The 20,946-nt window shown below is 67.1% G+C and carries 19 protein-coding genes and 1 pseudogene; 4 read left to right on the top strand and 16 right to left on the bottom strand.

Features of this window, described 5'->3' with window-relative positions; genetic code table 11:
- Positions 1–47 precede the first annotated feature (47 nt).
- Together ACSQ3O_RS24425 and ACSQ3O_RS24430 are read right to left on the bottom strand one after the other, a co-directional pair.
- Positions 48–1,649, bottom strand: a complete 1,602-nt coding sequence (locus ACSQ3O_RS24425) for a gamma-glutamyltransferase family protein (RefSeq protein WP_436140753.1) — start codon at positions 1,647–1,649, stop codon at positions 48–50.
- A gap of 145 nt (positions 1,650–1,794) precedes the next feature.
- Positions 1,795–2,778, bottom strand: a complete 984-nt coding sequence (locus ACSQ3O_RS24430) for a Bug family tripartite tricarboxylate transporter substrate binding protein (RefSeq protein ID WP_436140754.1) — start codon at positions 2,776–2,778, stop codon at positions 1,795–1,797.
- Positions 2,779–2,930: 152 nt separating this feature from the next.
- On the opposite strand from ACSQ3O_RS24430, the gene ACSQ3O_RS24435 reads away from it, so the two are divergent.
- The gene (locus tag ACSQ3O_RS24435; protein WP_436140755.1) at positions 2,931–3,881 is read left to right on the top strand and encodes a LysR family transcriptional regulator; all 951 of its coding nucleotides are present in this window, start codon (positions 2,931–2,933) and stop codon (positions 3,879–3,881) included.
- Here ACSQ3O_RS24435 and ACSQ3O_RS24440 read toward each other — a convergent pair.
- From ACSQ3O_RS24440 to ACSQ3O_RS24450, 3 genes and pseudogenes are all read right to left on the bottom strand, one after another.
- Positions 3,847–4,566: pseudogene (locus tag ACSQ3O_RS24440) on the bottom strand (HD-GYP domain-containing protein); the annotation flags it as partial. The gene ACSQ3O_RS24435 and the pseudogene ACSQ3O_RS24440 sit on opposite strands and share 35 nt — an antisense overlap.
- Positions 4,567–4,587: 21 nt before the next feature.
- On the bottom strand, positions 4,588–5,079 hold the full coding sequence (locus ACSQ3O_RS24445) for a DUF3391 domain-containing protein (RefSeq protein WP_436140756.1): 492 nt from the start codon (positions 5,077–5,079) through the stop codon (positions 4,588–4,590).
- Between the two features lie 76 nt (positions 5,080–5,155).
- On the bottom strand, positions 5,156–6,847 hold the full coding sequence (locus tag ACSQ3O_RS24450) for a methyl-accepting chemotaxis protein (RefSeq protein ID WP_436140757.1): 1,692 nt from the start codon (positions 6,845–6,847) through the stop codon (positions 5,156–5,158).
- 504 nt (positions 6,848–7,351) lie between these two features.
- On the opposite strand from ACSQ3O_RS24450, the gene ACSQ3O_RS24455 reads away from it, so the two are divergent.
- Positions 7,352–8,173 carry a helix-turn-helix domain-containing protein gene (locus ACSQ3O_RS24455; protein ID WP_436140758.1) on the top strand — a complete coding sequence of 274 codons (822 nt, stop codon included), beginning with the start codon at positions 7,352–7,354 and terminating at the stop codon, positions 8,171–8,173.
- 42 nt (positions 8,174–8,215) lie between these two features.
- Here the strand turns inward: ACSQ3O_RS24455 and ACSQ3O_RS24460 are convergent, their stop codons facing one another.
- The 7 genes from ACSQ3O_RS24460 to trpE form a co-directional block, all read right to left on the bottom strand.
- Positions 8,216–8,932 (bottom strand): uracil-DNA glycosylase, encoded by a 717-nt coding sequence (locus tag ACSQ3O_RS24460; RefSeq protein ID WP_436140759.1) that lies wholly within the window; start codon positions 8,930–8,932, stop codon positions 8,216–8,218.
- A 69-nt stretch (positions 8,933–9,001) separates the two neighbouring features.
- Positions 9,002–9,802, bottom strand: coding sequence for an indole-3-glycerol phosphate synthase TrpC (gene trpC / locus ACSQ3O_RS24465; protein WP_137747522.1), 801 nt, complete (start codon positions 9,800–9,802; stop codon positions 9,002–9,004).
- Positions 9,803–9,824: 22 nt separating this feature from the next.
- Positions 9,825–10,865 (bottom strand): anthranilate phosphoribosyltransferase, encoded by a 1,041-nt coding sequence (gene trpD, locus ACSQ3O_RS24470; RefSeq protein ID WP_298456136.1) that lies wholly within the window; start codon positions 10,863–10,865, stop codon positions 9,825–9,827.
- An 18-nt stretch (positions 10,866–10,883) separates the two neighbouring features.
- Positions 10,884–11,555 (bottom strand): LysE family translocator, encoded by a 672-nt coding sequence (locus ACSQ3O_RS24475; RefSeq protein ID WP_298456139.1) that lies wholly within the window; start codon positions 11,553–11,555, stop codon positions 10,884–10,886.
- Positions 11,552–12,139 carry an anthranilate synthase component II gene (locus tag ACSQ3O_RS24480; protein ID WP_298456142.1) on the bottom strand — a complete coding sequence of 196 codons (588 nt, stop codon included), beginning with the start codon at positions 12,137–12,139 and terminating at the stop codon, positions 11,552–11,554. The genes ACSQ3O_RS24475 and ACSQ3O_RS24480 overlap by 4 nt, the downstream gene beginning before the upstream one ends.
- Entirely contained in the window at positions 12,136–12,483 is a 348-nt protein-coding gene (locus ACSQ3O_RS24485) for a chorismate mutase (protein WP_298456145.1), read from the bottom strand. The genes ACSQ3O_RS24480 and ACSQ3O_RS24485 overlap by 4 nt, the downstream gene beginning before the upstream one ends.
- Positions 12,480–13,979 (bottom strand): anthranilate synthase component I, encoded by a 1,500-nt coding sequence (gene trpE / locus ACSQ3O_RS24490; RefSeq protein WP_436140760.1) that lies wholly within the window; start codon positions 13,977–13,979, stop codon positions 12,480–12,482. Before trpE ends, ACSQ3O_RS24485 begins: the two co-directional genes overlap by 4 nt.
- A 366-nt stretch (positions 13,980–14,345) precedes the next feature.
- Here trpE and ACSQ3O_RS24495 point away from each other — a divergent pair, with 366 nt between their 5' ends.
- The gene (locus tag ACSQ3O_RS24495) at positions 14,346–14,933 is read left to right on the top strand and encodes a chalcone isomerase family protein (protein WP_436140761.1); all 588 of its coding nucleotides are present in this window, start codon (positions 14,346–14,348) and stop codon (positions 14,931–14,933) included.
- A 269-nt stretch (positions 14,934–15,202) separates the two neighbouring features.
- Positions 15,203–16,846: a methyl-accepting chemotaxis protein gene (locus ACSQ3O_RS24500; RefSeq protein WP_298456154.1), complete on the top strand. Its 1,644-nt coding sequence runs from the start codon at positions 15,203–15,205 to the stop codon at positions 16,844–16,846.
- A gap of 22 nt (positions 16,847–16,868) precedes the next feature.
- On the opposite strand, the gene gph is transcribed toward ACSQ3O_RS24500, so the two are convergent.
- The 4 genes from gph to ACSQ3O_RS24520 form a co-directional block, all read right to left on the bottom strand.
- Entirely contained in the window at positions 16,869–17,534 is a 666-nt protein-coding gene (gph, locus tag ACSQ3O_RS24505) for a phosphoglycolate phosphatase (protein ID WP_436140762.1), read from the bottom strand.
- Positions 17,535–17,615: 81 nt separating this feature from the next.
- The gene (locus ACSQ3O_RS24510; RefSeq protein WP_298458179.1) at positions 17,616–17,918 is read right to left on the bottom strand and encodes a putative quinol monooxygenase; all 303 of its coding nucleotides are present in this window, start codon (positions 17,916–17,918) and stop codon (positions 17,616–17,618) included.
- Between the two features lie 52 nt (positions 17,919–17,970).
- Entirely contained in the window at positions 17,971–19,503 is a 1,533-nt protein-coding gene (locus ACSQ3O_RS24515) for a hypothetical protein (protein WP_436140763.1), read from the bottom strand.
- Between the two features lie 5 nt (positions 19,504–19,508).
- Positions 19,509–20,852, bottom strand: a complete 1,344-nt coding sequence (locus ACSQ3O_RS24520; RefSeq protein ID WP_436140764.1) for an SPFH domain-containing protein — start codon at positions 20,850–20,852, stop codon at positions 19,509–19,511.
- Between the last annotated feature and the right edge of the window lie 94 nt (positions 20,853–20,946).

Genomic DNA, 20,946 nt, shown 5'->3' on the forward strand with positions numbered 1-20,946 from the left:
CTGCGCGCGACCAACAAGCGCAGATAGCTCCTATTTTTATAGCGAACTCAGTACGCCGCCGCGCACCCGTCCTTGCGCGGATCGGAGCCTGCGATGTAGCTGTTGCCGCTCTTCAGCACCAGCTGGGCGCCGCCAAAGGCGAACACGCCGTTGCCCTCTTCCACCGTCACCTCGTGCCCGCGCGCGCGCAGCGCGGCGACCACGGCGGGGTCAAAGCCTGGCTCCACGGCCACGCCCTTGCCGCCGGTGATGCGCCAGCGGGGCGCATCGGCCGCCGCCTGCGGGTTCTGGCCGTAGCGCAGCACGCGCAGCGCCATCTGCGTGTGGCCCTGGCTTTGCATGGGGCCGCCCATCACACCAAAGGCCATCTGCGGCGTGCCATCGGCATGCATGGCAAAGGCCGGAATGATGGTGTGCGAGGGGCGCTTGCGCGGCGCCACCTGGTTGGCGTGGCCCGGGATCAGGTTGAAGCCGTGGCCCCGGTTCTGCAGGCTGATGCCGGTGCCCGGCACCACCACGCCCGAGCCAAAGCCCATGTAGTTGGACTGGATGAACGAGACCATCATGCCGGACGCATCGGCTGCCGCCAGGTACACCGTGCCGCCGGGACGCGGGGCGCCGTAGCCGGGGTCGCCAGCGCGCGTGGTGTCGATCAGCGCAGCGCGGCTGCACAGGTAGTCGGGGTGCAGCAGCGCATCGGGCTTCACCGGCATGGCGTCGATGTCGGCGTTGTACTGGTGCAGGTCGGCAAACGCGAGCTTCATGGCCTCGATGCTGGCGTGCACGGTCTCCACATCGTCCACTGGGTGCGCGCCAATGCCATGCGCGTCGAGCATGCCCAGCGCCATCAGTGCGGCAATGCCTTGGCCGTTGGGCGGGATCTCGTGGATGACCGAGTCGCCAAACCGCTGCTGGATGGTGCCCACCCAGTCGGCCTGGTGCGCGGCCAGGTCGGCCATCGTCATGGCACCGCCGTTGGCTTGCGCATGGGCGGCGATGCGCTCGGCAATCACGCCCCGGTAGAAGGCCTCGCCCTCGGTTTCGGCGATCAGCTCCAGCGTGCGCGCGTGGGCTTCGCTGCGGAAGATTTCGCCTGCCTGGGGCACACGACCATTCGGCATGAAGCACTCGGCAAACCCGGGCTGCGTGCCCAGCTTGGCCGCGCCCAGCGCCCACAGGCGGGCGATGGTGGGCGACACCGGAAAGCCGTTGCGCGCGTAGTCGATGGCGGGCTGCGCCAGCTGCGCAAACGGCAGCTTGCCCAGGCGCTTGGACAGCGCCACCCAGGCCGACACGGCGCCCGGCACGGTGACGGCGTTCCAGCCCGTCTCGGGGATGCCACCCAGCTTCTCGAAGTATTCAGGCGTCCACGCCGCAGGCGATCGGCCCGAGGCGTTCAGGCCGTGCAGCTCCTTGCCATCCCACACGATGGCAAACCCGTCGCTGCCAAGACCGCAGCCCGTGGGCTCCACCACCGTGAGCGCCATGGCGGCGGCAATGGCGGCATCCACCGCGTTGCCACCCGCCAGCAGCATGCGCAGGCCCGCCTGCGCCGCCAGCGGCTGCGAGGTGGAGACCACGTTGCGCCCCATGACCGCACTGCGGGTGGAGGCGTAGGGAAGGGACCAGTCGAGAGAGTTGGAATTCATAAAGCGTGTGTCTCCAGGGCCCATGTCCGGTGAGCCAGACGCGGGTAGATCAGGCATGGCGCAGGCGAGAGACGCCGAGGAAGGGCCGCCCCGCACCGAGGGCGTCGTCCCCCTTGGGGGAAGGCGCCAAAGGCGCCTCAGGGGGTTAATCGATATTTATTTTGTGCTGGCGAATCACCGCCGCCCAGCGGTTGCTGTCGGCCTGCACCATCGCAGCGAACTGTGCGGGCGTGCGGGGCGCGGCAGGCTCCACGCCCAGCTTGGCCAGGCTCTCGGCCACTTCGGGCGCCTGCACGGCCTTGGCAAAGGCCTTGTGCACCTTCTCGACCAGCGCGGGCGATGCGCCCGCAGGCAGGTACACGCCAAACCAGGTCACCGACGAATAACCGGGCAGACCGGACTCGGCCAGCGTGGGCAGCTCGGGCGCCAGGGTGCTGCGCTTCTCGCTGGTCACCGCGATGGCGCGCAGGCGGCCGGCCTTGGCGTGGGGCATGCCGGTGGGCAGCGAGTCAAACAGCACATGCGTCTGCCCGGCAATCAGATCAGGGATGGCCAGGGCCGTGCCCTTGTAGGGGATGTGCGTCATCTCCACGCCCGCCTGGGCGCTGAAGGCGGCGGTGTTCAGGTGCACGATGGTGCCGTTGCCGCTGGTGGCGTAGTTGAGCTTGCCCGGGTTGGCCTTGGCGTAGGCGATCAGTTCGCCCACGGTCTTGACGGGCAGCGAGTTGGTGACCAGCAGAACGCTGGGCGCGTCGGCCACATGGGCCACGGGCGTGAAGTCCTTGCGCGGGTCGTAGGCCAGCTTGGGCATCAGGTGGGGCGAGATGGCGTGCGTGCTGCTGGTGGTCAGCAGCAGCGTGTACCCGTCGGGTGCGGCCTTGGCCGCCTCGGCCGTGCCCAAGGTGCCGCCCGCGCCGGGCTTGTTGTCTACCACCAGTTGCTGACCCAGGTCGGCGGCCACGCGCTGGGTGACCACGCGGGCCACCAGGTCGGTCGCGCCGCTGGCCGGGAAGGGCACGATCACGCGCACAGGGCGGTCGGGCCAGTTGGCTTGTGCCTGCGCGGCAGATGCCAGCACCAGCAGGCCGGCCAGGCCCCAGACACCACGGCCCCAGGAAAGTAGACGCATACAGAGCACTCCCGCAAAGAAATTGGACACAACAAAGGATGGAACCATCTTAGGAATCCGCGCATTGCTTGACCACCAGCATTTCAGCAAGCTGCTTTGCCACCACGGCAAACCGGCGCATACTGCCAGCCTCGCTCCCGACTCCGTCACCCATGCGCCCCCACCTGCTGCAAGACACCACCCTGCGCTACTTTCTGGCCGTGGCGCAGAGCGGCTCGCTCACCGAGGCCTCGGCCCGCCTGCATGTGGCCGCCTCGGCGCTGAGCCGCCAGATCGCAGGGTTGGAGGCGCAACTGGGCACGCACCTGTTCGAGCGCCACCCGCGCGGCATGGTGCTGACGGCGGCGGGCGAGATCCTGGCGGTGCATGCGCGCCGCACCCTGCTGGACGCCGAGCGCGCGCTGGGCGAGATCGGTGCGCTGCAGGGCCTGCGTGCGGGGCAAGTGCGCCTGGCCACGTCCGACGCATTTGCCAACGAGCTGGTGCCACGCCTGTGCGTGGAGTTCCAGCGCACGTATGCCGGGGTGCAGTTCAGCGTGATCGCCCTGCCCACGGCCCAGGTGCCCGACGCCGTGCGCAGCGGCGCGGCCGACATCGGCCTGTGCTTCAGCCGCGCGCCGCACAAGGACATCGACGTGGCCTACCGCCAGAGCGCCCCGGTGCTGGCCCTGCTGCCGCCCGGCCACCCGCTGGCCAGCGCAGGCAGCGTGACCCTGGCGCAGATGGCCGCCTACCCGCTGGCCCTGCCCCCGGCCGAAACCACGGTGCGCCAGATGATCGACATCGTCTGCAGCCGCCAAGGCCTGCAGCTCGAAGCCGTGCTCATCAGCAACCACGCCAAGACGGTGGTCAACTTTGTGCAGCTGGGCGGCGGGCTGTCCGTCGCCAGCGAGATCGCCGTGCGCCACCTGGTGGCCGAAGGCGCCATCGTGGCCCTGCCCATCAGCGACCCCGGCATGGACCTGCGCGACATCGAGATCCAGACCCTGGCCGGGCGCAGCCTGCCAGTGGCGGCGCAGGCGTTTCTGGAGCTGCTCAAGGAACAGCTGCCGGGCTCAGCCACGCCCATCACTGCGGCTGCCAGAGGTGGGCCAGCCGCGTGAATCCGTGGACGTGCGGGTCTTCCCGCGCGACGATGTGGTCCGCCTCGCCGGGGCGGGACAGGTCCAGCACCCGTTGCTCGATGTGCGAACCGGAGCGCAGTGAAAAGAACACCCGCACCCGGGGCGCGGTCAGTGCCCCGGGGTTGTGCTCCACCACCACGGCGAGCCGACCCGAGGCCAGGCGCACCAGCGACCCCACGGGGTAGATGCCCACCACCCGCACAAAGGCGTGCAGGACCGACGGGTCGAAATGCCCCTCCCACTGCGCCATGCGTGCCAGGGCCAGGGCCGGGTCCCAGGCGTTCTTGTAGGCCCGCTCGGAAGTCACCGCGTCATACACATCACAGACCGCCGCCATGCGCGCCAGCAGGCTGATCTGCCCCTGTGGCAAGCCATGTGGGTAGCCGCTGCCGTCCATCTTTTCATGGTGGTGCAGGCAGACGTCGATCACGGAGTCTGGCACCTGGCCGCCACGGCGCAGGATCTCGACCCCGTGCTGCGGATGCATCTGCATCACCCGGAACTCTTCGGGCGTGAGCTTGCCCGGCTTGTCGAGGATATGGCCCGGCACCCGCAGCTTGCCCACGTCGTGCAGCAACCCACACATGCCTGCCTCGCGCACCTGATCGGGCGTCAACCCCAGCTGGCGCGCCAGAGCGATCATCAAGGTGCATACCGCCACGGAATGCGCGAAGGTGTAGTTGTCCTAGCTCTTGAGGCGCACCAGCCCGATCAACGCCCCAGGCTGCGTCGCCACCATGGCCGTCAACTCATCCACGATGGCCAAGCTGTGGTCCAGAGAGATCGCCTGCCCCGCACGGGCCTGGCAGAACAGTGCCCGGACCACCTCACGCGCTTTCAGCGCCAGCCGTTCGGCGTGGTGGAGCGAGGCTGCCGAATCGCCGGGGGCCGGGGTGCAGGGCCTCCGTGATGACGCCACGGTGGAAGGGGCGGCTGGCAGTTCTGCCAGGGCGTGCGCGCCTCCCTTGCGCACGGGCGCGGCCCCGGCAGCCACATCCGCGCCACGCGAGATATCGATCCAGCAATGCGCCACGCCGCTGCTGCGCAGGGCCTGCACGTCGCCTTCGCCCTGCAGCGCAAACCGGCTGCGCCAGAACGGATGCTCCATCCACGACGCATCCAGCGCATGGACAAACATGCCCGGCATCGCCTGATCGACCGGAATTCTTTTCAACACATGGGCACTGTCCATTGCGACCTACCTGGCACGGGCAACCCGGTGGGGTTCAGCCCCAGCCACTGCACAGGGTGAATCAGAACCGCGTCCAGCTGGCATCAGCGCCCGGTGCAGCCTTCTGTGCCACGCGGGGCAGTGCCGGGGCCCGCCGCTGTGGCGCCCCGGGCGCAGCATGGCCGGTGGCGGGTGCGGGCCGCTGTGCTTCCGCCCCCAGGCGAAACACGGCCACCGCCTGCACCAGTTGCTGGGCCTGGTGGTTCAGGCTGTCGGCGGCGGCCGCCGCCTCTTCCACCAGGGCGGCGTTCTGCTGGGTCACCGTGTCCAGCTGGGTCACGGCTTCGTTGATCTGGCTGATGCCTGCGGTCTGCTCCTGCGTGGCGGTGGTGATGTCGCCAATCAGGTCGGCCACGCTGCGCACCTGGGCCACCAGGGTGTCCATCACCTGGCCGGCGTCGTTGACGAGCTGGCTGCCTTTTTCGACCCGACCCACGCTGTCCTCGATCAGGCCCTTGATTTCTTTGGCCGCCGCTGCGCTGCGCTGGGCCAGACTGCGCACCTCGCTCGCCACCACGGCAAAACCACGGCCCTGCTCGCCCGCGCGCGCGGCCTCCACCGCCGCATTCAGCGCCAGGATGTTGGTCTGGAAGGCGATGCCATCGATCACGCCGATGATGTCGGAGATGCGCTGGGAGGATGTGTTGATCTCCGCCATCGTGGACACCACCTGCCCCACCACGCGGCCGCCATCGTGGGCCGCCGCGCTGGCGCTGCGTGCAAGCTCGGCCGCCTGGCGCGAGACATCGGCACTGCTTTGCACGGTGCTGGTCAGCTCTTCCATCGAGGCCGCCGTCTCTTCCAGGTTGCTGGCCTGCTCCTCGGTGCGCTGGGACAGGTCGGCATTGCCCACCGAGATCTGACCGGCACCGGTGGCAATGCTGTCGCTGGCCTCACGCACCGTGCCCACCACGCTGCGTAGCGCGCTCTGCATGTCGTGCATCGCGGCCACCACACTGCCCACCCCGGCGCGCGATGTATCGATGGGCAGGGACAAATCCCCGGCAGCGATGGCGTTGGCGGCCAGCGCCACGGCAGCGGGCTCGCCGCCCAGCGCACGTGTGAGGCTGCGGGTCAGGGCCACACCAATTGCGAGCCCCACCAGGGCACCACCGGCCGTCAGGGAAATCAGCAGCACGCGGATGCGGCTGTAGATAGTGTCCGTTTCTTCGTTGAGTGCCTTGGCATCGCCGCGCTTGCGCTCGACCAGCTTGCCCAGCAGGTCGTCGGCCTTGTCGGCCAAGGGGCGCACCGCGCGCATCTTGTCGGAGGAGGCACGCACGTTGGCCAGTTCCTCCTCCTTGAGCAGCGCTGCGACCTGGTCCAGCCCGGCTGCGTAGTCGCGCAGCGCCGCAGCTGCCTCGCGCGCCAGCGCCTTTCCGCCGTCGGAAACGAAGAACTGTGCCGAGCTATCCAGCTCTCCCATCGCCTGCGACACGCTCTGGCTGGCGGCCTGCAGGTGGGTGGCCCTCTCTTGCTCCGACACAGACAACAGCGCGCTGCGCATGGCCCTTCCGGCAGCCACAAGGTTGATGTTGGCTTCGGTGGCATGCAGCATGCCCGCGATCTCGCGCTCATACATCAGCTGGGCCAGATCATTGATCTGGGACGATTTCTGGATACCGTTGATCCCGATCACCGCCCCTACGGCGGCGACTGCGAGAAACCCGCCAATCAGCTTGCTCCCCACCGGAAGCTTCTTGAACCATTCCACGATGTCGTTTCCTTTGCTGTGTTCTTGTCGATGGCAAGACACCGTGGATGCATCGCGCCACAGCCACCCGGCGGCGGCATGCGCCGCCGGGCCCGCAGACCTCCCCCGACTCAGCGAAATTGTCCAGACGACGCCCAACCACCGTCTACACGATTCGCGCAGTTACCTACATGTTTAACGCAAAAGTAACCTACAACCGTTTATTTGACAGCTTTTGAACCAAGAAACAGCTTGTACACTGCGCCACCCGGGAACTCCCTGCAGAGCACGAGGCTCACACCCCGCCACCTCCGGTTTTCTTCCTGCGTTCAGCGGTATCACGCTCTGAACCCCACGCCCGTCCCGTCCCCTTTGCTGTTCGGCAACGACCGTTGCGCCACTTTCTCCGCCCCCGCAGCGTTCGGAGAATCGGTCCTGCCCCTGTGGCCCAAGCTCCAGGATTGCGATGCACAAACACGGGACAACGCCTTTGCGGGCCAATCGGCCTCTGTGGTGCTACCCGGCATGTCGGCCATTGCCGCATCGTTCACGTCGCTGCGTGTGGCCGTGGCAGACAACACGCGCGCCTCCGTGTCCTTCAAGCTCGAAGGCCACAACGAGTTGCGGGTGCAGAACCAGAAGCTGGAGTTGACCGGCCCCCGCTGCGTGTTCATTCCGGCAGGCTCCGGCCCCCAGGAAGCCGTTGGCCAGGGCCAGAACGTGCTCATGCTGCAGCTGGACCCCCAGGGACTGCACATGGCAGCGCGCGCACTGCGGGGCCTGGAAGCGGGGAGCCCGGTCAACCTGGACCACGGGCGCGTCCGCCTCCTGACCTCGCAGATGGGTCCTTCTCTGGAGGCCCTGGCGCGGCACATCGGGGCCACCATCCATCTGCATCTGGACCAGCCGGAGATGCTGCACCGGCTGGGTTTCCAGGACTTTGTCTACCGCCAGCTGGTACTGCTGTTCCGGCCCGACTGGCTGACCGCCGAGTCCCGCCCGCCCCGGCCCGGCAGCCTGCGCGAACGCCTGGCCGTGGACAAGGTGTGCGATGCCATGCTCGCCGAGCCCGGGGGGCGCTTCACCCTCAGCGAGCTGGCCCAGCTGGGCTGCCTGTCGGTCCGGGCGCTGCAGTACGCGTTTCAGCACCGGTTTGGGCAGTCCCCCCTGCAGTGGCTGCGCGACCAGCGGCTGGCGACCGCGCGCCAGCGCCTGCTTCAGGACAGCGCGGACAGCATCGCGCAGATTGCCATGGATTGCGGGTTTGCCAGCGCGAGCAGCTTTTCGGCGTTCTACCGTGAGCGCTACGGCGAGTCACCCGCCCAGACCCGCGCCCGAAGGGTCTGAAACCGGCGGCCCATGCCCCTGGGGCAGCCGCCCAGCAACGGCTCAGTAGCCGTGCTGCTCGCGGAACGCGCGCGCCTTGCCAAAGTGCCCGTTGCCAATGAAGGGCACAGGGGGGCGCAGCGCCGACAGCGGCGAAGGGTGGTTGGACGTGAGCACGAGGTGCCCGCGGTCCTGCGGGATGAAGGCGCGCTTGGATTGCGCGTGCGAGCCCCACAGCATGAACACCACCGGGCGCGGGCCTTCGGCCACATGGCGGATCACGGCGTCGGTGAGCGCCTCCCAGCCTTTGCCTGCATGGCTGGCGGGTTGGCCCTCTTCCACCGTGAGGCCGGTGTTGAGCAGCAGCACGCCGTTCTGGGCCCACTTCACCAGGCTGCCACCCGGCGTGGGAAAGGGCGGAAACGGCACGCCCAGGTCGCGCTGCATTTCCTTGAAGATGTTCTGCAGCGAAGGCGGCAGGCGCACGCCAGAGGCGACGGAAAACGCCAGCCCCTCGGCCTGGCCCCGACCGTGGTACGGGTCCTGGCCCAGGATGACCACACGCACGGCGTCGGGCGGCGTCAGCTCCAGCGCGCGCAGCGGCTGGGGCGGGAAGATCACCGCACCGGCACCCAGCCGATCCTGCAGAAAACCCTGCAGCACCTGGCCCCGTGCGCCCGCAAAGAAGGCGTCCACCAGGGGTTGCCACCCGGGCGCCACGGGCCAGTGGGCCGGGTCCGCACTCTGGAGCTGGGTGGGGGTTTGCACGGATGAATTCATGGTCAAAACGGCCTTCTGCGCGCTACAGAAAAGCGCAAGCAGCTATCAAAACAATAGTATTCAACACATTCACGCAAACAGCTTGGCCAGGGCGAGGCCCGGGTCGTCAGCGCGCATGAAGGCCTCGCCCACCAGGAAGGCGTGCACGCCCGCATCGCGCATGGTCTTCACATCGGCAGGCTTGAGGATGCCCGACTCGGTGACCAGCAGGCGGTCTTGCGGCACGTCTTTCAGCATGGAGAGCGTGGTGTCCAGCGTCACCTCGAACGTGCGCAGGTTACGGTTGTTGATGCCGACCAGCGGGGTCTTGAGTTTCAGCGCGCGCTCCAACTCGGGGCGGTCGTGCACTTCCACCAGCACAGCCATGTCCAGACTGCGCGCGATGGCCTCGAAGTCGGCCATCTGGGCGTCATCCAGGCAGGCCGCGATCAGCAAAATCGCGTCGGCGCCCATGGCCCGCGATTCGTAAATCTGGTACGCGTCCACCATGAAGTCCTTGCGCAGCACCGGCAGCAACGTGCTGGCGCGGGCTTGCTTCAGGTAGTCGGGCTGGCCCTGGAAGAACTGCCGGTCGGTCAGCACCGACAGGCAGGCTGCGCTGACCTTGCCGTCGCCTTCCATGTAGCTCTGGGCAATGTCGGCGGGCTCGAAATCTGCGCGCAGCACACCCTTGCTGGGGCTGGCCTTCTTGACCTCGGCAATCACCGCCGCCTGGCCTTTGGCGATCTTGGCGCGCAGTGCGCCTTCGAAGTCGCGCGTGAGCACGCGGCTCTCGGCATCGGCGCGCATGGCGGGCAGCGGCAGGCGCTTTTTGGCGGCGGCCACTTCTTCGTGCTTGACGGCCACGATTTTGTTGAGGATGTCGCTCATGGGGAAACCTTGGTTGTTGTGATCACGCGGCGGCGCCAGCCAGCGCGTGCGTGCGCGTGACCATCTGCTCCAGCTTGGCCAGTGCGGCACCGGAGGCAATGGCAGCGCGTGCCTTGGCAATGCCGCCAGGGATGGAATCGACCACATTGGCGGCGTACAGCGCCACACCGGCGTTCAGGCAGACGATGTCCTGCGCGGCGCCAGACTCGCCCTTGAGCACGCCGATCAGCATTTCGCGCGATTGTTCGGGCGTTTCGACCTTGAGGGCGCGGTTGCTGGCCATGCTGAGGCCAAAGTCCTCGGGGTGGATTTCGTATTCGGTGATCTGGCCGTTTTTCAGCTCTCCCACCAGCGTGGCGGCGCCCAGGCTCACTTCGTCCATGCCGTCGCGGCCGTAGACCACCAGCGCATGTTCGGCGCCCAGGCGCTGCAGCGCACGCACCTGGATACCGACCAGGTCGGGGTGGAACACGCCCATCAGGATGTTGGGCGCGCCAGCAGGGTTGGTGAGCGGGCCCAGGATGTTGAAGATGGTGCGCACGCCCAACTCCTTGCGCACAGGGGCTACGTTCTTCATGGCCGGATGGTGGTTGGGTGCGAACATGAAGCCGATGCCGACGTCTGCCACGCACTGTGCGATCTGCTCGGGCTTGAGGTTGATGTGGATGCCCAGGGCCTCCATCACATCGGCGCTGCCGCTTTTGCTCGACACGCCGCGCCCGCCATGTTTGCTGACCTTGGCGCCCGCAGCGGCGGCCACGAACATCGAGCAGGTGGAGATGTTGAAGGTGTTGGCACCGTCGCCACCCGTGCCCACGATGTCCACCAGGTGTGTGCTGTCGGGCACATGGACCTTGGTGGAGAACTCGCGCATCACCTGCGCGGCGGCGGTGATCTCGCCAATGGTTTCCTTCTTCACGCGCAGGCCGGTGATGATGGACGCCGTCATGACGGGCGACAGCTCGCCGTTCATGATCATGCGCATCAGGTGCAGCATCTCGTCGTGGAAGATTTCGCGGTGCTCGATGGTGCGCTGCAGCGCTTCCTGGGGGGTAATGGGCATGACGGTGTCTCCAGTGATTTATGCGGAGGGCTGGTCCGTCAGGGCCAGCTTGAGTCCGAAGCCGATGAACATGGCACCCGCCACGCGGTCCAGCCAGTGCATGCCGCGCTGGATGACGCCAGCGCGGCGCGCCATCCACGAGGCGGCCAGCGCCCAGCCCACATTGACGGGGATGGCGTTGAGGTTGAACAGCACGCCCAGCAGCACAAAGGCCAGCGCCTTGTTGTCCGCGCCCGGCGCGATGAACTGCGGCACAAAGGCCAGGAAGAAGATGGCGACCTTGGGGTTGAGCACATTGGTCCAGAAGCCACCGAGGAACACCTTGCGCAGCGAGACGGGCTGGCCCGAGGCCGCCTGGGCTGCCGCCAGAGCGGAGCTGTTGCTACCGTGTGCGGAAGGTTTGGACAGCAGCATGCGCACGCCCATCCACATCAGGTACGCCGCACCGATCCACTTGAGCACAGTGAAGGCCGTGGCCGAAGCGGCCAGCAGTGCACCCACCCCCACGGCGGCGGCAAAGATGTGCACAAAGCACCCGGCCGTGATACCCAGCCCCGCCACGATGCCTGCGCGGGTACCGGACTTGAGCGCGTTAGTCACGATGTAGAGCACATCCGGCCCGGGCGTGAGGTTGAGCAACCAGCCTGCGGCGATGAACATCACCAGCTGGTGGGCGTCGATGAAGTTCATGCGCGCTGCTCCAGAAAGTTCTTGAGCATGGCGTGGCCATGTTCGGTGAGGATGCTTTCGGGGTGGAACTGCACGCCTTCGATGGGCAGCGTCTTGTGGCGCACGCCCATGATTTCGCCGTCATCCGTCCACGCCGTCACTTCCAGCACGTCGGGGCAAGTAGCACGCTCAATGGCCAGCGAGTGGTAGCGGTTGACGGTGAACTTCTCCGGCAGGCCCGCAAACACTCCCTTTTGCGTGGTGGTGATGACGCTGGTCTTGCCGTGCATCAGCTCCTGCGCGCGGATGATGGTGCCGCCGAAGGCTGCGCCAATGGCCTGGTGACCCAGGCACACGCCCAGGATGGGCAGCTTGCCGGCAAAGTGCTGGATCGCGGCGACCGAGATGCCTGCCTCGGCGGGCGAGCAAGGGCCGGGAGAAATCACCAGGCGGTCGAGTTGGCCAGCCTTCAAGCGCGCTTCGATCTCGGCCACGGTGATCTCGTCGTTGCGGAACACCTCCACATCGGCGCCCAGTTCACCAAAGTACTGGACGATGTTGTAGGTGAAGCTGTCGTAGTTATCGACCATCAAGAGTTTTGTCATGCGGCGCTCCCGGCAAGGGCGGGCTCGCGCAGACGGGCGAACTCGCGGTGTTCATAGGCAATGCAGGCTTCCATGAGGCTGCGGTAGATGGCTTCCATCACGTCGGCGTCGCCGCCTTCGGCCTGGGCGCGTTCGCGCACGCGGGCCACGATGGCTTCAATGCGGGCTTCGTCGCGCACCTGCTCTGCGCCTTGCTTGATGCGCGCGGCCTGGGTCATGTAGCCCACGCGCTCCACCAGCAGGGGCACCAGCACATCGTCCAGCGCGTTCACTTCGCGGCGCACGTCCTGCATGGTGTTGCAGGGTTTGACCTTCTCGATGGCTTTGGGGGTGCGGGTCGTCATTCCAGGCCCTCCTCGACCAACTCTGCAGCGCGCAGCAGCGCGCGGGCCTTGTGCTCGGTTTCTTTCCATTCCAGCTCGGGCACCGAATCCGCCACCACGCCGGCCGCCGCCTGCACATACAGCGTGCCGTTCTTGATGATGCCGGTGCGGATGGCAATGGCCACATCCATGTCGCCCGCGTAGCTCAGGTAGCCACAGGCGCCGCCATACAGGCCGCGCTTGGTGGGTTCGAGCTGGTCGATGAGTTCCATGGCGTGCACCTTGGGCGCGCCGGTGAGCGTGCCTGCAGGGAAGGTGGCCTTGAGCACGTCCATGCTGGTCATGCCGTCGTTGAGGATGCCCTCCACATTGCTCACGATGTGCATCACGTGGCTATAGCGCTCCACCGCAAAAGCCTCGGTCACCTTCACGGTGCCGGTCTTGGCGATGCGGCCGATGTCGTTGCGCGCCAGGTCGATCAGCATCACGTGCTCGGCGCGTTCCTTGGGGTCGTTGATGAGTTCGACCTCGGTGGCCTTGTCCTTTTCGGGCGTGGCGCCGCGCGGGCGGGTGCCGGCCAGGGGGCGGATGGTGACCTTGGTGCCTTCGTCGGTCTTCTCCTGGCGCACCAGGATCTCGGGGCTGGCGCCCACCACGTGGAAGTCGCCAAAGTCGTAGAAGTACATGTACGGCGACGGGTTCAGCGAACGCAGCGCGCGGTACAGGCTCAGGGGGCTTTCGGTGTAGCGCTTGTGGATGCGTTGACCCACCTGCACCTGCATGAAGTCGCCTGCGGCGATCAGCTCCTTGGCACGGTCCACGGCAGCCAGGTAGTCGGCCTTGGCAAAGTCGCGCTGGGCGGGGTGGCTTTCGGTGGCCTTGACCACCGGGGCGCTCACCGAATACTTGAGCTGGTCTTTCAGCTCGCGCAGGCGCTTCTTGGCCTTGGCGTAAGCCTCGGGCTGGGCCGGGTCGGCATACACGATGAGGTAGAGCTTGCCCGAGAGGTTGTCGATGACCGCCAGTTCCTCGCACTGCAGCAGCAGGATGTCGGGGCAGCCCAGGGTATCGGGCGGGCAGGTGGTTTCGAGTTTTTTCTCGATGTAGCGCACCGCGTCGTAGCCGAAGTAACCGGCCAGGCCGCCGCAAAAACGCGGCAGGCCGGGGCGCAGGGCCACCTTGAAGCGTTTTTGGTAATCGGCAATGAAGTCGAGCGGGTTGCCTTGGGCGGTCTCGACCACCTGGCCGTCGGTCACCACCTCGGTGCGCGCTGCGGCCCCGAAGCCGCTGGCCCGCAGCAGGGTGCGGGCGGGCAGACCGATGAAGCTGTAGCGCCCGAAGCGCTCACCGCCCACCACGGATTCGAGCAAAAAGCTGTGCTTGCCGCCGTCCTTGGTGTGCGCCAGCTTCAGGTAGAGCGAGAGCGGGGTTTCCAGGTCCGCAAAGGCCTCGACCATGAGCGGAATGCGGTTGTAGCCTTCGCTGGCCAGGCTTTTGAATTCAAGTTCTGTGATCACGGGGAGGGCTCCCAGCAGTCGCAGCGCGTGTCCCTGTGCAGTAAAAAAGGGGCGCTGCGGTCCATTCAATCGGCCCGCCCCGCATCACAGGGGGAGGCCACGGGTGCACGCTGGGGCGCAGGCCCTGCGTGCCATCAGGCGTTCAGACAGACAGGCTGACGCCAGGGCCAGGCTCCCCGGTCGCTGCAACCTGTGATGAACACGTGGTGAATGAACATGGGCCAAAGTGTAGCAAAGCTTTTTTGGCGGCCCGATTTGATGGGCCGCAAGGCCGTGATCGCACAACCACTCGAAAACCCTGTTGCGGGCAGCCGAGAGCGCTGCAACAATTAGAAACGAACGACCGTTCTTTTTTAGGAGCTGTGCATGAATTTCCTCCAGCGATGCGCTTTGATGGCCGGTGCCTGCCTGCTGGCAGCCACCGCCACCGCCCAGCCCATCACCGTGTCCGACGTGAAGTACGAAGAGAGCGCCAGCCTGAGCGGCAGCACCCTGCAACTCAACGGCGCAGGCGTCCGTTACAAGGCCGTGTTCAAGGTCTACACGGCGGGCCTGTACCTCGAAAAGAAGGCACACACGACCCAGGACATCGCAGCCCTCAAGGGCCCCAAGCGCATGAGCATCACCATGCTGCGCGAAATCGACTCCACCGAGCTGGGCAAGCTGTTCTCGCGCGGCATGGAGGACAACATGGACCGCGCAGCGTTCTCCAAGCTGATCCCTGGCGTGATGCGCATGAGCCAGATTTTCTCGGACCACAAGAAGCTGGTGGCTGGCGACCAGTTCCAGATCGACTGGATCCCCGGCACGGGCACGGTGATCACCGTCAAGGGCAAGCCCCAGGGCGAGCCGTTCAAGGAGCCTGAATTCTTCAACGCGCTGATGGGCATCTGGCTGGGCAATACACCAGCCGACTGGAAGCTCAAGGACGCCCTTCTGGGCAAGCCCGCCTGAGAGGGCGTGACCCCCATCAAGCCCGGACGCCCCGCTACGGACAAACCCTCACGCCCACAGGCCCCTGGCTGTCGCTCGCTCGACACCAGCAAGCCGGGCCGGGGCTTACGCTGAAGCTTGTCCGCAGCCTCCCTTTTTTCTCCGCCGCACGTCCCTTTTCCTTCTGCCACCCGCCGCCACGCAGGCGCCCGTACCCGGGCACTTCGCAACGCGCGCTGCGTAGTCGCCCTCGCCCCCAGCTCCCTGCCCTTTCCGCGCCAGACATGACCATGAAACTCAGCAATCTCTCCGTCGGCCTGCGCCTGGGCGCCTCGTTTGGCGCCATCCTGCTCATCACCGCCCTGATCGCCGCAACGGGCATGTGGCGCATCGCCAGCCTGCAAAGCGCCAGCGAGCGTGTGGCCACGCAAGAAATCGAGCAACAGACGCTGGTGGAAGACTGGGCCTCGGACATCCGACTGAACTGGGTGCGCACGGAGGCCTTCCTCAAGGCCATCGACCGCGACTACATGGACAAGCTCACGGCCGACACCCAGGCGACGGCTACGGGCATGGAGGCCAAGGTCAAGCGCATCGAGGCCCTGGTGCAGGGCGAGCAGGCGCGGGGCCTGCTGGCCGCCATTGCCACGGCACGCCAGGCCTACAACGACAAGCTCGCAGAAATCCGCGAACTGCACCGGGGCGGCGAGCCCAACGTGCCAGCCATGGTGGACAAGGACTTGCGCCCGCTGGCCGACAAGTACCTCAAGTCACTGGACGACCTGCGCCGGGCCATGGGCACCCAGCTCGCCGAGAGCCAGGCCGACACCTCGGCCCTGGCCCGAGCCAGCCAGGTGCTGCTGGGCGTGGGCACGCTGATTGCCGTGGCGCTGGGTGCGCTGCTGGCCTTCACCGTCACGCGCTCCATCGTGCGCCCCGTGCAGCAGGGCAAACAGGCTGCCGAGAACATCGCCGATGGCGACCTGACCCACCCCATCAACGCCAGTGGCAATGATGAAACCGGGCAACTGCTGCAGGCGCTGGCCACCATGCAATCGCGCCTGGCCTCCATCGTGGGCAATGTGCGCCACAACGCCGAGGGCGTGGCCACCGCCAGCACCGAGATCGCCTCGGGCAACAACGACCTCTCGGCCCGCACCGAGCAACAGGCCAGCGCACTGCAGGAGACGGCTGCCTCAATGGAGCAACTGGGCTCCACCGTGCGCCAGAACGCCGACAACGCGCGCCAGGCCAACCAGCTGGCCATGAGCGCATCGACCGTGGCCCAGCAGGGCGGCGATGTGGTGGCCGAAGTGGTGGACACCATGAAGGGCATCAACGACAGCAGCAAGAAGATCGCCGACATCATCAGCGTGATCGACGGCATTGCCTTCCAGACCAACATCCTCGCGCTGAACGCTGCGGTGGAGGCGGCGCGCGCGGGGGAACAGGGCCGGGGCTTTGCGGTGGTGGCGGGCGAGGTGCGCAGCCTGGCCCAGCGCAGTGCCGAGGCAGCGAAAGAGATCAAGGGCCTGATTGGCACCAGCGTGGAACGCGTAGAACGCGGCACGGCCCTGGTGGACAAGGCGGGCGCCACGATGAGCGAAGTGGTCGCCTCCATCCGCCGCGTGACTGACATCATGGGCGAGATCAGCGCCGCCAGCAGCGAACAAAGCCAGGGTGTCTCGCAGGTCGGCGAGGCCATCACCCAGATGGACCAGGCCACGCAGCAAAACGCCGCCCTGGTGGAGCAAAGTGCCGCCGCCGCCGACAGCCTCAAGACGCAGGCGGGGCAACTGGTGGATGCCGTGGCGGTGTTCCGCCTCTCGGACAGCGCCGCCCGCCACAGTGGCTCCGTGCCTGTGCCGGGCAGCGCCCCCGCAGCATCGCGCCTAGACTACCGCAGCGTGGCGCCGCGCCAGCTGACTGCCTGAACGCCTGCCCGCAGGGCGGAACTCAGGTCAGCTGCACCAGCGAGTCCACAAAACCATCGGCATCGACGGCCCGCACGGGTTGGCCGTGGTTGTAGCCGTAGGTGACCAGCACAACCGGGCACCCTGCGGCCCGCGCCGCCTGCGCGTCGTTACTGGAATCGCCCACCATCACGGAGCGTGCAGGGGCGGTGCCCAGCGCCTCGCAGGTCTTGAGAAGGGGCAGCGGATCGGGCTTCTTGCGCTCAAAGGCGTCGCCCCCGAACACACACTCGAAATACCCGGCCAGCCCCTTGGACTCCAGCAGCGGCAGCGCAAAACCCGTGGGTTTGTTGGTCAGGCAAGCCAGGCGCAGTCCTTGGGCGCGCAGCGCCTGCAGGCCCGCCACCACACCGTCATACACCCCGGCAAACTGGCCATTGATCGCCAGGTAGTGGCGCTGGTAGCTGGACCAGGCCGATGGGTACATTTCTTCAACTTTGATAGCAACATTATCAATACCATCGCGCGGGAGCACGTGTTTCAGCACCGATCGCAGCAAATGCTCCGAGCCTTTTCCCACCATGGACTCGATGGAGCCCGCGTCGATGGGCGGCAGGCCCAGATCCTGCAGCATGCGGTTGAGTGCTTCGCTGAAGTCACCCAGTGTGTCCACCATGGTGCCGTCCAGGTCGATGATTGCGGCGTCCACACGGGACGGGGAAAGCGGAATAAGGTTCACAACAGGCGGATGAAGGGGTTTGGAATGCCCTGCATGGTAAAGGCGCCACCCTCATCCACCCGTGTGGATGGCATCCGCCTGGTAGATGGCCATCTGCGGGCTGGCGTCGCAGAGTCCGGCAATGGCATGCGCAAACTTCCGCGAGGCCTCCAGCCGGAAGTGGGCTTGCAGCGTGGCCATGTCGCCCCAGCGTTCTACAAACACGAAGCGCAGCGGCTGCAACACGTCGCGGCTGACTTCGTGGGACACACATCCAGGCTCCGCACGGGAGCGCAGGACATGTTCCACGGCCAAGTGCTCCACTTCAGCTTCCGTGTCTGGGCGTGCGATGGCGTGGCCGGTAACGATGATCATGGTCTTGCCTTGTGGTGGGTGAGGATGACCGGATTATTCCGCCAAGCCCCAATCACCGCAGACTCAGCGTCTGCCGCTTCCAGGCCGGGTCTTGCCAGCGCTGGAACAGGGGCAGCGCGGTCACATCGCCGGTCACGCGCTCGGTGGTCAGGCCATCCAGCCGCACCACTTCAAAGCTCTTGCGGTAGCGGCCCTGGCCCCGGGCTTCGCGGGCCACCAGCATTTGCTGGCCGCCGGGCACCCAGCCCGCCCATTCAGCCACGCCGGTCTCGGGCGTGGTGGCAGCGGGGGGCAGCACATCGGCCAGCCAGCCGCCTTCGGTTTTGCGCAGCACCCACAGCTCGCGCCAGCCTTCCATGGGTTGCACCGCCAGGGCCACGGCCGTGCCTTCGCGGTTGGTGCTGGCCGACGCGGCCCACACCACGCCGTAGGTGCAGCGGCGCAGCAGCGGTGCCTGGGCGCCGTGCTGTGCGTCTACCAGCAGCACGCAGGTTTCACCGGGCGCACCGGGTTCGGTGAGCAGTGTGGGTCGGGTGCCGGAGGCAAGCACGGGCGCTGCGGCGGGCACCAAGGCCCAACGCACAGCGCTCACGCGCATGGCGGCGTCGTTGTAGGCGGCCTGGTCTTCGTCGGGCAGCTCGGCTTTGCTCACGCCACTGAGTTCCGTCAATGCTCGGGCAGCGGCAGCGGCAGCGGCAGCGGCCACCGCTGGGTCGGCCGCATTCTTGCGCGCCTGCTGAAAGGCTGAGGCACCCCACACGCTGGCGCGGCGCATTTGCACGCGGTTGCGCAGGTAGCCGGGCAGATTGGTCACGTCCACGCGCTCCAGCACGTCGGCCTGCCAGGTGGTGACCTTGGCGCGCTCATGCGCAGGCAGGTCGGGGTTGATGCACTCGGGGCGGGTCAACGCAAGGGCGGCGCGAGCGCGCTGCTCGGCATCGGCCACAGGCATGGCCAGCAGGCGGCGAAAGGCCTCGCCCTCGTAGCAGACCTGCATGCGGCCTTCGACCTCGTAGGTGGCAAAACGCATGCCGTAGCCGTTGGCCACATCCAGGTGCGCCGACAGCGTGGCGCCCGAGGCCTTGCCCGGCACGGCCACCGAGGCGCGGCGGGCCAGCCGGTCGGCAAAAGTGCCCAGCGCGTCGAAGGCCTGCGCGCCCTCCACGCCAGCCAAAGCCTTTGCGGGCGCGGCTTGCAGGTAGGCGGCCGTCAGGCCAATGCCCAGCGCCTCGGCGCCGGGCGTTTCTTGCACAAAGCGCATGACGGCCAGCAGCGCAGGGCCTTCGGCCTCGGTCAGGGCCACGCGGCGCACATCGCTGGCGCGGATAAAGCCACCGCGCTCCCGTTTGTGGTCCCACACCTGCAAATAGTCGAGGCGCTCGCCGCGCACTTCCAGCACTTCGCCCTGCCAAAGGCTGGCCTGCTGCTGGGCGCCGTCGCGGGGCACGGCGCGCAGGCTGGCCTGGTCTTGCACCACGATGGCGCTGCCCTGGGCGCTGGGCGATGGCTGTGGGGCGGCCTCAGCCGCTACGGTCACTGCGGCGCTGGCGACGGCGGCCAGCAAGGTAGCGAGGGTGGCGTTCATGTTCACTACTCCACGGCTTGGGTGGTGGTGGCGTCGTCGGCCACGGCCGCAGCCTGGGCTGCACTGGCCTGGGCGTTGCGGTTACCGCCCAGCAGCGCGGCACCGATGAAGTCACCATTGGTGGGCGGGGGCGCGATGATGACCTGGATCTTGTCCGAGAGTTTGTCGGCCAGCGTCTTCTGGATAAGCAGCGGGTGCTTGGTCACCAGCGCGCCTTCGCGGGCCATTTGCTCGGCGTTGACCTTGCCCACGCGGTCCATGCGGTAGGCCTCGGCTTCGGCCAGCTTCTGGCGGGCGTCGGCCTCGCCGTTGGCTTCGATGCGGCGGGCCTGGGCGGCGCCTTCGGCGGCCTTCACACGGGCCACGCGCTCGGCTTCGGCCTCCAGCTGGCGCTGCTCGATCTGGCGCTGCTTGAAGGGCAGCACATGCTTCATGGCCTCTTCCTGGGCCTTGGCGGCAATGACCTGCTCGCGGGCGGCGGCTTCGGCGGCCACTTCGCGGCGCACCTTGTCAGCGTTGGCGTCCAGCTCGGTTTCACGCACACGCTTGTCCTTCAGCTCCAGTGTGTAGCGCATTTTTTCGGAGGCCAGCTCTTCGGCCAGCAGGCTGTCCATGCCCCGGCGGTACTCGGCGGGCAAATCCACCTTACCAATCTGCAGGCTGCGCAGGGTGACGCCATCGGCCGCCAGGCGGGCGCGCAGTTCGGTTTCGATGATCTGCGCAATCTCGGCGCGCTTGGACGAGAAGATTTCACGCACCGTGTAGCGGGCAAACACCTTGTAGACCAGGCCTTGCACAGCGGGCTCGACGATGTCGGCGCCCACGTTGTCGGGCAGATTGCCAGCCTTGACGGCAGGCGAGTTGGGGTCCAGCGCATAGCGCACGCTCAAATCCAGCCCCAGCGACAGGCCTTCGACCGACTGCAGCGGCGCGCTGCCCGTGGCTTGGCGCATGGCCTCAGGGCGGTAGCTTTGGTCGCGCAGCGAGAACACGCGCACCGTGTGCAGGCCGGGCACCACCCACACGCTGCCATCGCGCCACAGGCTCACCGCGCCGGTGAACTGGTTCAGGCGCACACCCAGGTCGCCTTGCGCCAGGTGCTGCACGGGCGGGTTGCGGTACACCATCAGGCCCGCCGCAGCCACCACGGCACCAGCGGCCAGCCAGCGCACCGTGCGGGCCGTGGGCAGCAGGTAGGCCCAGTTCAACGGGGCCGCCGACGCGGGGGCCGTCGTGGGGGGGATGCCTTGCAGGTCAGCGTCCATCACAGGTTCCGTGCCCGCTTCGGGCAAGGGAGTGGAGCGACGGCCCTTCAGGGTCTGCACGATGCGGTTCCAGGTGGCTTTCATGGTGTTTCTCTCTCGGTTGGTTCGGTGTTGTTGTCGGTTCTGAGCCGCCAAAGTGGCTGGCTCATTGAGGACCGATTGTTCGAATCCACCCCGG

This window comes from Acidovorax sp. LjRoot74 (genome assembly GCF_964254355.1).
Classification (GTDB): domain Bacteria; phylum Pseudomonadota; class Gammaproteobacteria; order Burkholderiales; family Burkholderiaceae_C; genus Acidovorax.